The organism is Limnothrix sp. HT2024, assembly GCF_059138625.1.
Window position 1 is genome coordinate 2,437,268 of sequence record NZ_CM181121.1, and the last position, 12,485, is coordinate 2,449,752.

11 protein-coding genes are annotated in these 12,485 nt (G+C 56.2%); 2 read left to right on the top strand and 9 right to left on the bottom strand.

The features are described 5' to 3' along the window. The first annotated feature begins 10 nt into the window (after positions 1–10). Positions 11–430: a DUF4359 domain-containing protein gene (locus AC2IAX_RS09715; protein ID WP_494387333.1), complete on the top strand. Its 420-nt coding sequence runs from the start codon at positions 11–13 to the stop codon at positions 428–430. Between the two features lie 245 nt (positions 431–675). On the opposite strand, the gene cobS is transcribed toward AC2IAX_RS09715, so the two are convergent. Then, the gene (cobS, locus tag AC2IAX_RS09720) at positions 676–1,572 is read right to left on the bottom strand and encodes an adenosylcobinamide-GDP ribazoletransferase (protein ID WP_494387334.1); all 897 of its coding nucleotides are present in this window, start codon (positions 1,570–1,572) and stop codon (positions 676–678) included. A 556-nt stretch (positions 1,573–2,128) separates the two neighbouring features. On the opposite strand from cobS, the gene AC2IAX_RS09725 reads away from it, so the two are divergent. Beyond that, positions 2,129–2,581, top strand: a complete 453-nt coding sequence (locus AC2IAX_RS09725) for a hypothetical protein (RefSeq protein WP_099531653.1) — start codon at positions 2,129–2,131, stop codon at positions 2,579–2,581. 280 nt (positions 2,582–2,861) lie between these two features. Here the strand turns inward: AC2IAX_RS09725 and rppA are convergent, their stop codons facing one another. The 8 genes from rppA to AC2IAX_RS09765 all read right to left on the bottom strand — a co-directional run bounded on the left by rppA (position 2,862) and on the right by AC2IAX_RS09765 (position 12,248). Continuing rightward, a complete protein-coding gene (gene rppA, locus AC2IAX_RS09730; protein ID WP_494387335.1) occupies positions 2,862–3,632 on the bottom strand; it encodes a two-component system response regulator RppA in 771 nt (256 codons plus the stop codon). Between the two features lie 621 nt (positions 3,633–4,253). Beyond that, entirely contained in the window at positions 4,254–5,156 is a 903-nt protein-coding gene (locus tag AC2IAX_RS09735) for a Tab2/Atab2 family RNA-binding protein (protein ID WP_494387336.1), read from the bottom strand. A 223-nt stretch (positions 5,157–5,379) separates the two neighbouring features. Continuing rightward, complete coding sequence (locus AC2IAX_RS09740) at positions 5,380–6,243, bottom strand: carbohydrate ABC transporter permease (protein WP_494387337.1); 864 nt, start codon at positions 6,241–6,243, stop codon at positions 5,380–5,382. 16 nt (positions 6,244–6,259) lie between these two features. After that, positions 6,260–7,111: a heme ABC exporter ATP-binding protein CcmA gene (ccmA, locus tag AC2IAX_RS09745; protein ID WP_494390348.1), complete on the bottom strand. Its 852-nt coding sequence runs from the start codon at positions 7,109–7,111 to the stop codon at positions 6,260–6,262. A 121-nt stretch (positions 7,112–7,232) separates the two neighbouring features. Then, on the bottom strand, positions 7,233–7,718 hold the full coding sequence (locus AC2IAX_RS09750) for a cupin domain-containing protein (RefSeq protein ID WP_494387338.1): 486 nt from the start codon (positions 7,716–7,718) through the stop codon (positions 7,233–7,235). A 128-nt stretch (positions 7,719–7,846) separates the two neighbouring features. Next, positions 7,847–9,526 (bottom strand): glycosyltransferase family 39 protein, encoded by a 1,680-nt coding sequence (locus tag AC2IAX_RS09755; RefSeq protein WP_494387339.1) that lies wholly within the window; start codon positions 9,524–9,526, stop codon positions 7,847–7,849. Positions 9,527–9,656: 130 nt separating this feature from the next. Next, entirely contained in the window at positions 9,657–11,333 is a 1,677-nt protein-coding gene (locus tag AC2IAX_RS09760) for a glycosyltransferase family 39 protein (RefSeq protein ID WP_494387340.1), read from the bottom strand. Between the two features lie 102 nt (positions 11,334–11,435). Continuing rightward, a complete protein-coding gene (locus AC2IAX_RS09765) occupies positions 11,436–12,248 on the bottom strand; it encodes a slr1353 family protein (RefSeq protein WP_494387341.1) in 813 nt (270 codons plus the stop codon). Between the last annotated feature and the right edge of the window lie 237 nt (positions 12,249–12,485).

Genomic DNA, 12,485 nt, shown 5'->3' on the forward strand with positions numbered 1-12,485 from the left:
TTCAGGATCGGTGGCCGTCGAATTGTTCTTTAAGGTGGCGGATGTGAAAGCGATTGTGGTGGTTAGCGGTGTGATTGTGGCGATCGGGGCGGGTCTGGCCGTCACCAATCCCAACCCCGATCGCTATGCGGATTTTGCTGCGGACTACATCGGCCGAGAGGTGCAGGAGAGCACTTGCCAGGAAGCTCCCAGCTTTTTGCAGGTGGCTTGCCAGGGAACCGTGGGCCAACTGCGGCCCGCCATCCGCCAGGTGGTTTTGCAAAATACCGATCGCCAGAATTTTTGGCTCTTTAGTCTGTACCGCACTGAGCTGAGCCTCCAAGAGTTGGTTCCTGCTCCCTTTGGCGATCAGCTCCCCAGCTACGAGGCTGAAAGTTTGGCGATCGGGACGCGCATTTTGCCCTATCGCACCGAAACCCGCAAACCTTGATCCCATCAATCCTTGAAACATTAGACCTCTTGCACAAATCAGCTAACAGCCCTCATCCCCCAACCCCTTCTCCCAAGGAGGGCGAAGGGGAGCCAGAAATCGGGAGTTACGGCGATTTTGTTGTTAGTCGTCAAGTCCCTCTCCCGACTTGGGAGAGGGATTTAGGGTGAGGGTCTTGATTGAGGCAAGAGGTCTATTGAGAATTAGCCATTGGGCATCAGTCCTTGGATATCGCCCATTGAGCGTCAACCATTGGGAGGCTGTTGCAGTGTGGCCATCAAACACAGCAGCAGCGCTTCAGTCCATTCCACGATCGCCCCGTAGGTGTCGCCGGTTTGGCCGCCCAATTGCCGATTAAACCAAGCACCCGTCAGCAGGGCGATCGCCCCGCCTCCCAAGGCCAGCCCCACCGCTGGCAGCCAACTGCCCGGAAACAACCCCCCATAAAGCGCACTGAAGCTGAGGGCCAGCGCCCAACCGGGCAACAAATTCCAGGGCGATCGAATCGCATCCTTGTGCATTCGCCCCTTTCCCCTGGGTCGTAGGTAGGGATAAGACAAAATGGCCACCACCTGCCCCCAGCGGGCCCAGGCCGCCACCGCCGCAATCACCAGCCAGCGAGCCTGCGCCAAATCCGCCAGGGCCACCGTTTTTAACAACAGAATTGCGGCCGCAGCCATGGCCCCAAAGGCTCCGGTGGTGCTGTCGGCCATCACGGTCAAGCGGCGTTGGGGATCTTGCACCGCCAGCCCGTCGGCCGTGTCGATCGCCCCATCGAGGTGCAACCCCCCCGTCAAAGCCAGCCAACCCAACACCGCGATCGCACTGCGCGTCAGAATTGGCACCCCAACCCAGCCCAACACCCCATCCCCCAAACCCACCAACAGCCCCAAGAACGCCCCAATCAACGGCGCAAGGCGAGCAATGCCCCGAAAGTCCAAGGAGCCTTGCCAGGGAACAGGCAGCACCGTATAAAACGCCAACCCCGCCAGCAAGTGTAGCCCCGCCGATCGCCAGGGTTGCCACCAGGGGTCACGGGGCGATCGAGCCGATCGGGGCGGTGAGGGTTTCGAGGAAGACTTGGGCGCGGGGTTCGGCGAAGAATTAGCTGTTGATTTAGCCGATCGTCGGGGTTCCGTCATAGGGAGCAATCTCCATTCAATTCAACTCCGCTGCGGCTCTGGGAGCCAGCTTTGAGCCATCGACAGTCAGGCTGGGGGATGGGCCATTTCCCCGGCTCGTCCATCAGGTTACGCGCTCGGTGAGTGGTAAGGGCCCGTTGGTAGTTGTTACCCTGGAAATTACTGAGCGTTTTTGCCCCTTTCTCTCTCCGTAGAACTACGGTTCCATTTTGATTGAAACTGTCGAAATGGATGAATCATCATTCTGATTTGGTTTGCGATTGGGTTCGATCGGTTCCAATCGCTTTCGATGGGCTTTCGATCAGTGCAGGTCACATATTTTTGAGGGGGCATGATTCTTGGGCATCAATTTTGCTGCCGCTTCTCAGGGGGGAGCAATGCTGAGATCGGCCCATCGATCGATTCAATCATCCTGATTTTTTGCCAGTTGGCGATCGCTCTCGATCTGAGTTAATCTCAAGCCAACAACTTCAGTAATTTTCTCAGCGCACAAGTGAAGACCTTCCGATAAGATCGAGCAAGATATCTTTAGGCGTGCGCCTCAGCTTGGGTTGTCATGAACAAACGTCCATCTACAACGCAATTACCGGCTCCCTGCATTGTCGATCGTGGCATCATTGCCAACAAGCAGGATATGCAAAAACTGCTCGCTGGGCTGAATCGGGTGCGCTACACGCATATCCAGGACGGCACAACCACGAGCACCGGAGAAGGTCTCGTCCTTGATGTCTTTGCCGATGAGCATCAGGCAACGTTGGTTGCGAACCGAACGCTCTACCTGAATGTTTGTAGCTTTGATTATTTAGAAATTGGCCAAACAACGGATTTGGAACCCTATTTCTATTTAGTTCAAGACCGGAGACAACTACAGCTCTATCCCCTATCGAATCCGTTGCAAGAGCAGCGATCAACGGACTTTGACGATGCGGCCCTTGATGCTGTATTCGATCGAGTCTTGCTGCGAAACTTTGAAGCTGTCGATGACGATGAAGAGCGTTTTTATCTGTGAGGTTGATCCATCAAGAAGATCAGCCTTTCAGTAAACGCTTTTGCACCGATTTTTGATTTTTTTGAACTACGTCTTCATCGTTTCTTCATAATTGATGAGCCTCCAACCCACTGACCGATTGAGTTAGTGCGCGAGTCATGGACTCGGAGCGTCAATCGCTTCACGACCAACGCCTCCGAGTTGAGCCGCTCAATTGTTGAATCAGAGCACCAATCCCCGGGACGAGGGGGGCCTTTGTCCCGGGCTTGGCGGCTTGCTCGCAAAATGGGCTGGTTAGGGTTTAGGGGTCGCCGGTCGTGAGGCCGAACCGATAGCCCTTGCCATAGACACTGTGAATCACTGGGGGTTCGCCCACGGCTTCAATCTTGCGTCGCAGCAGGCGAATTTGAGCGGCCAAGGCATTGCTGCTGGGGCGATCGCCCGTGGGCCACAGGTGGTTATAGATCTGGTCATGGGTCAACACTTGCCCCGGATGGCGCATCAGGTATTCCAATAGACAGGTTTCCTTGTCAGAGAGTTCAATCAGCCGATCGCCCCGATAGGCCAACTGATTATCACAATCGAGGCCGAGATCCTGCCACTGCAATCGGCCGGGGCGATCGGTTCCCGTTGAGGTTTCTGGGGCCTCGTCCGGGTTGGTTCGGGGCCGTCGCAACAGGGCCCGCACCCGCGCCAGCAACTCCCGCAACTCAAAGGGTTTCACCAGGTAATCATCGGCTCCGGCATCCAACCCTGCTACCCGATCGTCGATCGTGTCCTTCGCCGTCAAAAACAACACCGGCACACCCTGACCCATTTGGCGCAGGCGCTGGCAAATTTCCACCCCGCTGATTTCTGGCAACATCCAATCCAAAATCAGCAAATCGTAGGTGTTTTGGCTGGCCAGTTGATAGCCCGCTTGCCCATCGCTGGCCAGATCAACGCTGTAGCCCTCGCGGGTCAAAAGCCGACTGAGCGGATCGGCCAACGCTTGCTCATCGTCCACCAGCAAAATCGTGGCCATTTCCGCCTTCGGATCGCTGGTTGGGGGCATGGGGGTGATGCGTTCCATGGTTATTGCCGATTAGTGCTTGCCGATTAATCGCCAGGTCATGCTTGCCAGTGGAGAGTCACTAATCACGGCTTGCGGGTGACCAGTGATCAACGCTTGCTAGATTAATGAACTCTGCCAGGTTGCTGCCTTTTTGGAAAACGTGCTAATTTGAATGGCAATCAGGCCTAGTCCGCCATTTAACGTGAAACAGCGGGCATTCAGCCTTCGGGCAATGTCCAAGTTTTAGCAGTTGGCTCAAGGTGATTGAGGCCCTTTGAATAAAGCAGGAGGTGATGCCCATGGGTAGTAGCAGTAGTATGTCTCAGGGTTTTCAAGTTGGAGGATACTGGCTGTGCACCGGGCTGGTTGCCTAGGTAAGCCCTCCCTCTTCAAAAAGGGTCACGTCACTCGACGGGGCGGTTAAAGCTTTCGCAATACCCGGCAGTTGAGTTTCAAGTTGATAACCCGCTAGACCGCTCCTATCCGTTGTTTCGGGTAGGAGCGGATAGTTTTTGGGGGGTTTGAGCGTGTTTTGATTGAGGGCTGCGGGGCGATCGCGCTGGGCTAATTCCCAGTTGCCTTGGGTCTTGCTCTGCTGGGGTTGAGTTGGGGGCTGAACTTTGGGGGTCAATCAACGGTTTAGCTGTCGCGGCGATCGCGCATGAGCCAAAAGCCCGCAAAGCGTTCCTCATCGGGGTTGGTTTGCACCGCCAAAAAATGCACCCCTTGTGCTCCTTGCTTTTGGGCCTCGAAGGTTTGTCCTTCGGCTTTTTGGGCCGCATTGGGCAAGGTCGAGAGCACCCAAGCGTCACCAATGCCGGTTTCCAGAATCACCCGATCGGGAAATTCCTCCCGATCGCTTGACAGGCTGGAGGGCTTCACCTGTTGTTCAATCCGCACAAAGCCCATTTCCAAACCCGACATCCAAGCGGAGATGGCCATGGCCCGAGGCGAAAAAATCAGCAGCCCGGGAACTGGCGTATCGGGCGCTAAATTGACCATGGACAAGGGAAACGCCTCGCCAAAGTCGATCGCCCATTCATGCAGCTCGCCAAAGGCCGACGCTTCCAGGGAAACAAAGGCCCACTTTTGCCCCAACAGCGCATCGGGCAAGGGCTGGGCGGCCGGTGGCGGCATGAACACGCCCGCCGTTTGGGCGGTGGCTTGGTAGCCCGGTTCTTGGGGATAGACCGTTTCGAGCCGATCGGCAATCCAATCCTTGATGGCGTGGGTGCGGTGGCTGAGGGAGCAGGGCAACTCCGCATCTTGGCAGGCTTTGACGATCATGTTCTTCATGGCCTGCCGGAAAAAACGAATCCGGCTGGGGGCCTGGCCTGCCTTGGCGATCGCCTCTTCGATCGCCTGCATCAGGGTCACGGAATTGACCTCGCTGTTGGAGCAATATTTGCTGTAGCGAAACAGGGACTGCCAATCGGCCCGCGAGTCAGTGGGACTCTCACAAATCAAGATTTCCCAAACCTTTTTTTGGTCTGCATCTAAAATCGGACGCGAGTAAAAATCCAGTTCCCAGATAACGGCCATTGCTAAAAAATTTGCCGGACGGCTAAGTTGAGGCTTGCGGTTGGGCAGCGACCCGGGCAAAAGCTGGGCGATCGGGCAATCAACCCCATGCCAACCCCCAGGACACCAAAATTCCAAACCGTCTCAACTGTACCGTTCCGTTGAAACGGGCGATCGCTCAAAAACGGGTGAAATCATCCCTTGCGGCATGGACTAAACCCAGGGCAACCGCCCTAACCGTTGACTAACCCTTCACGCCACTGCCCGTTTCGCTGGGCACAATGTAGTTTTGCATCACCACAAAGAAAGCCAAAATTGGGGCGATCGAAATGACCGAACCCGCCGCAATTAAGCGCCAATCGAGGGAAAACGTGCCCGACAGCCGCGCCACCCCCAGCGGCAATGTGTAGTAATTCGGGTCATCCAAAATTAGCAGCGGCCAGAGAAAATCGCTCCAAGCCCCAATAAACACAAAAATTGCCAGGGTAATCAGCGCCGGCCGCACCGATGGCAACATCACATGCCACCAAATTCCCAACTCAGAACAGCCATCAATCCGGGCCGCTTCTTCCAAATCCTTCGGCACACCCATGAAGGCCTGGCGCATCAAAAAAATGCCAAAGGCCGAGGCGATCGCCGGGAAAATTAAGCCAATAAAACTATTTCGCAGCCCTAAATTCACCGCCAAAATATAGAGCGGAATCATCACAATTTGGAAGGGAATGGCGATGGTGGCCACGATCGCGCTAAAAATCCATTCCCGCCCCTTAAACGACAACCGCGCCAAGGGATAGGCCGCCAAGGAACAGATCAATAAGTTCAACGCCACGGTTAACCCTGCCACCAGCGTGCTGTTGAGCAAATATTGCGCAAAGGGGGCACTCGTCCAGGCTTTGACAAAATTTTCTAAGGTCGGCGCGGCGGGAATCAGCCGAGGCGGAAAGGAAAAAATATCTTCCGTGGGCGACTTCAGCGATGTGCCCATCAGCCAGAGCAGGGGCAACAACATCACCAGGGCGATCGCCCCTAAAAGCACATATTGAGCCAGGATTTTCCAGGGCGATGCTTTGGAACCGAAAGTCTGGTGAGTGGTTTGATCAATTTCCATGGGCGGTTGCCCCCAGTTAATCCAGTTGGCGGCCTGTCAGCTCCACAAAGATATCCTCTAGGTTCGATGGACGCACCATCAACCCGGTTTTCACCGCCTGGGAATCTAAGTATTGATTCGCTTCCAAAAGGGTGGGGAAGAATTTGTAATCCCAGCGATCGGCCGTTTGTTTCATGACCAATCCTTCCCCATGCTTGGTGCGAAAATCTTGCAGCGTTCCCAACTCAATCAGTTGGCCCGCGTCCATAATGCCGATCCGATCGCACAAATATTCCACTTCGTCCATGTAGTGCGTCGTCAGCAGCATGGTCATGCCACCGCGATTTAGGTCGCGAATAATTTCCCACAGGCGGCGGCGCGTTTGCGGATCCAACCCCACCGTTGGCTCATCCAAAAATAAAATTTCCGGCTCATGCAACAGGGCGCGGGCAATTTGCAACCGACGCTTCATCCCGCCCGACAGGGTTTTCACGAGACTATCGCGGCGATCGCCCAGTTCCACATAGTCCAACCAGCGATCGATCCGCCCTTGGCGTTCTTTGGCGGGAATGTGGTGCAGCCGGCCGTGGAATTCCAAATTTTCCCAAACGGTTAGATCGCCATCCACGCTGGTTTGTTGCAACACCACGCCAATTTGTTGCCGCACCTCTTGCATTTGGCGAGCCACATCAAACCCAGCCACCTGAATTTGTCCAGCGGTGGGGCGAGTGAGGGTGGTGATCATCCGAATGGTGGTGGACTTGCCCGCGCCGTTGGGGCCCAGCAGCCCAAACATTTCTCCCGCTTGAATCTCAAAGCTGAGATCCTTCACCACGGGGCGATCGCCATAGATTTTTTGTACGTTGTGGAGGGAAACCGCCGCGCCCATTGTTTTCTTGCCTGTGAATTGCCCAGCCTGTAACAGCTTTGTAACACTGGCTTCTACTGTACCTGTTTGGGTTAAACAACGGTTTCCGAATTCCACAGGCGGCGGCTCCAATTAACTCCAATTAATCCGTATCCTGATCCGCCGCCGGGTCATAGAGCACCACGTTTTCCTGTTCGTTGGGGTCATTGCGGGCCACCAACGCTTGGGCCGGTTCGCTGGTGCTGAGGTTATGGGGCTGGTGGGGAACGCCAGCGGGAATGAAAATAAAGTCGCCCGCCTCATGGATGATCGATTGTTTCAGCCCTTTGCCATAGCGGGTTTCAACCCGTCCTTGGAGCAGATAAATCGCTGTTTCATAGTCCCGATGGAAGTGGGGTTCCGCCGCGCCCCCGGGCGGAATAATCACCAGGTTTAGGGAAATGCCCTTGGATCCTGCGGTGGCTTCTGAAATGCCCACAAAGTAGGGCAATCGCTGGCGCGTGAGAGTTTCCGCGTCGGGGCGAACGGTCACAATTTCACCGTCAATGGCTTGATCAATAGTTCGATCAATGGCTCGATCGAGCCTAGGGGCCGATGGTGACGACTCGATCGAAGCGGTAACGGGCATCCCTGATTGATCCATGGTTCCGAAGCCGGCTCGGCCGGTTTGAACAGGTTGAAATAGACAAATCCAGCAAATCCAGCAAACCCAGCACAACAATCCAAGCGATTAAAGCGATCAGCGGTGGCCAGTGGCTAAGTTGAGGGGCGATCGGGGGTTGCGGATTCCAAACGCCACAAATTCCACCAACTGGCCCCAAAGGGAACCAACCGTTGACCCCGCTGCTCGATCGCTTTGGGCAGTTTCTTGCCGGGAACGAGCACAAAGGTATTGGGGCGATCGGGCCAGTTCAAGTTTTGAATGCTGGGAGCTAACCAAAAGCTGATGTTACGAGCCTTCAGGCGATCGCTGGCATAACTCAAAGACAGGGCCAAAGAAGAATAGCCAGGAACCTCTGTCATCACGATTAACGGGCGATCGACCTCTTTCAAGGCCTTGGCAACTTCCACCCAGCCTGGCCCACCCTTGCTCCACCAGGTTAATTGCGAGGAGCGAACCTTTGCCGCATTCAAGTTAGCCACGACCAACAAAATCGCCAAGCTACTCGCAAACAGTTGAGGCATCCAACGCCAACGGCAGAGATAGAACCACAGAGGTTGGGGCAATTCCTGACCAGGCTTGGGGGGGAGCTGGTCGCAAAGCGCGGCAATCCAATCAGCTAAGGCCACTTGAACACCAATGATCAGCGGCAATTGATAGCGAATGATGGTGGCCATGGCGCGATCCATCACGATGGCTGGCAACCAAAGCAACAGGAAAAACGGGGCAATGGTACTAAAGACAAATCGCTTAACCATTGGTTCGCTCGATCGCCCACAATGCACCAGCGCTACCCCAAACAACGCCACCACAACCCATCGCAGAAAATCGGCAGAGGATGGGTTCCAGATGCTGGGCTGGCCATCCCACAAGACGGCCGCAAATGCGCGCATGGCTGACCAACGCTGCATCCCGGGGGCAGAGGTCTGATTTAACCACTCCAGGGACGTGACGGCTCCCTTCCTAACCTGAAAAAGTGTCCATAGCCAAGGGGACATGGCCAACAGGGTTCCAATCGCCGCGATCGCCCAAGGGATAACCCGTCGCCAGTGCCGATCGCCCGATCGCCACCACCAAACCCCAACCCAAAGGCCATGGCCCAGCAACACCAACCCCCCAAGCAAGTGGCTATACCAATTGAGGGTGAGGGTGATGCCATACAGCAACCAGTGAACTCCAGTGGACTTTTGCGCAGAATTTTGCGCAGAATTGCGCAGCGATCGGGCTAAAAATCCACTGGAAAGCACCACAAAAACTAGCCAAATGGCATATTCTCGCGCCTCTTGGGCATAGAGAATTTGTACCGGTGACAGGGCCACCAACACCGTGCCAATCCAAGGCAAACTGGGGCGATCGCTCAATTGGCGTAAGAGCCAAAACACACTGGGCAACAGCGCAACCCCCATCAGAGCCGTCACCGTGCGGAGGCTGACAATGTTGTTCCCAAACCAGTGGGCCCAACCTCGGGCTAGCAAGTAATAGAGGGGTGGGTGATGGGCATTGGCTGCCGCCAAAGACTGAACCGTATCCCAAGCTGTTTTGCCCGGTTTTGCAGCAAGACTGCGCCAGAGATCGGCCATCACCTGCTCGCGGCCTCCCCATTGTTGAATGAGTTCAGGATCCGTCTGGTTCGCAATATGCCGCAGGGTCGAGAATTCGTCGTACCAAGGAAGGAACTGTCCTAAATCGGAAAATCGCAGCAAGCAACCAATGGTGATTAGCCCGATCGACCCCCAAACTAGCCAGCGTGGTGCTCGTGCGTTTGGATCAGCCATGTTTTTGTCAATTTTTCGCCATTTTTCTGGTTATAGTCCATGTTTTGTGGGCCCAATTCGCGCCAGTTCAGTGCGAAAAATCTGCACAAGAAATCCGCGTTGTTCACTCTAGAAAAGCGATCGACGGTGGCTAAGTTGAGGGACGATCGGGCGCGGGGCGATCGGGGGTTGAGGACTGCAATCGCCACAAATTCCACCAACTAGTTCCGAAGGGAATCAACCGCTGACCCCGCTGCTCGATCGCCTGGCGGAGATCGGGGGATGGACTAAACACAAAGGTATTGGGGCGATCGGGCCAGTTCAGGCCTTGGAAACTGGGAGCCAGCCAAACGGTAACGCCGCGAGATTTCAAGCGATCGCTGGCGTGGCTCAAGGCCAAAGCGGAGAGGGAATACCCAGGGATATCGGTCATCACCAATAGGGGGCGATCAATTTCCTTCAGGGCTTTGGCAATTTCAACAGAAACGGTTCCCCCCTTGCTCCACCAGGACAATTGCCAGGAGCGTGCTCTGGCGGCGTTCAGGTTCGCAACCAGCAGCAAAATCGCCAACAGCGCCGCAAAACAGTGGGGCATCCAGCGCCAGCGGAATAGATAGAACGATAGGGGCTGGGGCCATTCTTGGACGGGCTTCGGGGTAATTTGCTCGCAGGTCGTGACAATCCAGTTGGCCAACACCACTTGCATTCCCAAGAGCAAGGGGAACTGGTAGCGAATGATGGAAGCCATCGTTCGATCCATCACAATCGCAGGCAGCCAGACCAGCACGAGGAACGGGGCCACTGCACTGAGAACAAACCCCTTGAGCAAGGGTTCTCCCGATCGCCAACATCCCACCAAGGCCACGATCATCCACAGGGTCACCATCAGGCAGGGAACATCGGTCGCCGTTGGAAAGGAAGCCCAAAGATTCGGTTGGTTATCCCACAGGGTGGCGGCAAAGGCCCGCAGGGCCGCCCAACGGTGAATTCCTGGGGGCCCTGCCTGGTTGAGCCAGGCCAGGGAGGCGATCGATTGGGTTTGGGCCCGGTAAAGCACCCAAATCCAAGGGGAAATGGCCAGCAGGGTTCCACTCGCCGCGATCGCCCAAGGGATTGCCCGTCGCCAGTTTCGATCGCCCGATCGCCACACCCACACCCCAACCCAAAGGCCATGGCCCAGCAGCACGCATCCCCCCAGCAAATGGCTATACCAATTCAGGGTGAGGGTAAGACCATACAGCAACCAGTGAGGCCAAGAGGAATGACGCAGCGATCGGGCCAACAATCCGCTGGACAGCACAAAAAAAATCAGCCAGATCACATATTCCCTCGCCTCTTGGGCATAGAGAATTTGTAGCGGTGACAGGGCCACCAACACCGTGCCAATCCAAGGCAAACTGGGACGCTGGCTCAGTTGCCGCAGGAGCCAAAAAACACTAGCCAGCAGGATCACCCCCATGATCGCCGTGGCGGTGCGGAGGCTGACGATCGTGTTGCCAAACCAGTCGGCCCAGACGCGAACAAACAGGTAATACAGGGGCGGGTGATGGGCATCATGGGTGGCGAGGGATGTGACCATATCCCAGGTGGTCTTTTGGGGTTTTGTCGATAGGCTGTGCCATAGGTCAGCCAAAACCTGTTCGCGCCCCTGCCATAGTTGGGTGAGATCCGATTCCGATTGAACGGCGATGTGCTGCAATGTCGCCAATTCGTCATACCAAGGCAGGAAATGGCCTAGACCGGAAAATCGCAGCAGGCAGCCAATGGTGATTAGCCCAATTGATCCCCAAACTAACCAACGTGGTGCTCGCATTGCTCGATCGGTCATGGTTGCTGGGTCATGGTTGCTGGGTCATGGCGTTGTTGATGTCTCGCCAGTTTCCTGGTTATAGCTCATGGCCTTTCGGCCCCAAGCCCGGCCAGTCGGGCGCTAAAAGTCCGGGTCGTCGGCCAGGGTTTGCAGGTGCTGCAAAAACTGCAACAGTTCCCGATCGGTCAGTTGGGCCCGGGTGCGCTTACCAAAGGCCATCTGTAAATATTCCACGCCCTGTTGCTTGTTCCAGCCCAAACGCTTCATCAGCACGTCTGTTTGGGCGATCGCATCGGATAAGTCCGTGGGCGCGGGCGCGGGGGCCGGTGTGGGCACAGGGGTAGGGGTGGGCGCAGGTGGGCTGGCGGCGCGGCGCGATCGCTTGGGGGCGGGAGCCGGGGCTGGCTCTGGCTCCGGCTCTGGGGGCCATTCTGGTTCCATGGTGGGCAAGGGGTCGCTCTCCCCATGCTCGACCTCGTAGAGATCCTCATAGCCGGGCGATGTGGATTCCAGGGTTGGATCAACCCCCGATCGGCCGTCAAATCGCTCGGGCGATCGATTATCAAATCGGTCACCAACCACATCAACCATCGGCGCGGTCTCAACCATCGGCGCAGCCAGGGGAGCCGGAATCGGGGTCGAAATTGGGGTCACCACGGACAAGGCGGCCGGAAGCTGGTAAGTGGGGGTGCTGCTGATCAGTTGGGCCTGCCCCCGATCGGCCGGCTCCAAAAACAAGCCCACCGCTTCCAGGGCCCGCAACCGGGCCCGATCTTCGGCTTCCTCCAGTTGCTCCGAAGCGCCAAACCCCGTGGCCAACACCGTGCCTTCCAGGGTGACGGCCGCCCGCACAATAAATTTTCCCTGGTTCACTTCAATGATTTCGGATGTGAGGCTGCCGTTGGGATAACGGGCACGGAATTCGGCAAACATGGCACAAACCGATCTCGGTTAGGTGGGCAGGCTGGGCAAACGGGGGGATGGCGGCGATCGTGCGGCTAGGGTAACCCGCATGTCAATGATTGACAAGGTGCACGCCACGCTCTAGCGTAGATGGGCCCGAGCGCAGCCGCTCCCTCCAGTGTGTTCCTGCATTGATTTGGTGTTTGGAGTGTCTTTGGACGAGGGTTCCCATCGACCACCCCCTCCCAATGCCACAGCGCTGCAACT

Coding starts and splice junctions, on each gene's coding strand:
- cobS (WP_494387334.1), bottom strand. CDS start 1,572: ATGACGGAACCCCGACGATCGGCTAAATCAACAGCTAATTCTTCGCCG.
- AC2IAX_RS09725 (WP_099531653.1), top strand. CDS start 2,129: ATGAACAAACGTCCATCTACAACGCAATTACCGGCTCCCTGCATTGTC.
- rppA (WP_494387335.1), bottom strand. CDS start 3,632: ATGGAACGCATCACCCCCATGCCCCCAACCAGCGATCCGAAGGCGGAA.
- AC2IAX_RS09735 (WP_494387336.1), bottom strand. CDS start 5,156: ATGGCCGTTATCTGGGAACTGGATTTTTACTCGCGTCCGATTTTAGAT.
- AC2IAX_RS09740 (WP_494387337.1), bottom strand. CDS start 6,243: ATGGAAATTGATCAAACCACTCACCAGACTTTCGGTTCCAAAGCATCG.
- ccmA (WP_494390348.1), bottom strand. CDS start 7,111: ATGGGCGCGGCGGTTTCCCTCCACAACGTACAAAAAATCTATGGCGAT.
- AC2IAX_RS09750 (WP_494387338.1), bottom strand. CDS start 7,718: ATGCCCGTTACCGCTTCGATCGAGTCGTCACCATCGGCCCCTAGGCTC.
- AC2IAX_RS09755 (WP_494387339.1), bottom strand. CDS start 9,526: ATGGCTGATCCAAACGCACGAGCACCACGCTGGCTAGTTTGGGGGTCG.
- AC2IAX_RS09760 (WP_494387340.1), bottom strand. CDS start 11,333: ATGACCGATCGAGCAATGCGAGCACCACGTTGGTTAGTTTGGGGATCA.
- AC2IAX_RS09765 (WP_494387341.1), bottom strand. CDS start 12,248: ATGTTTGCCGAATTCCGTGCCCGTTATCCCAACGGCAGCCTCACATCC.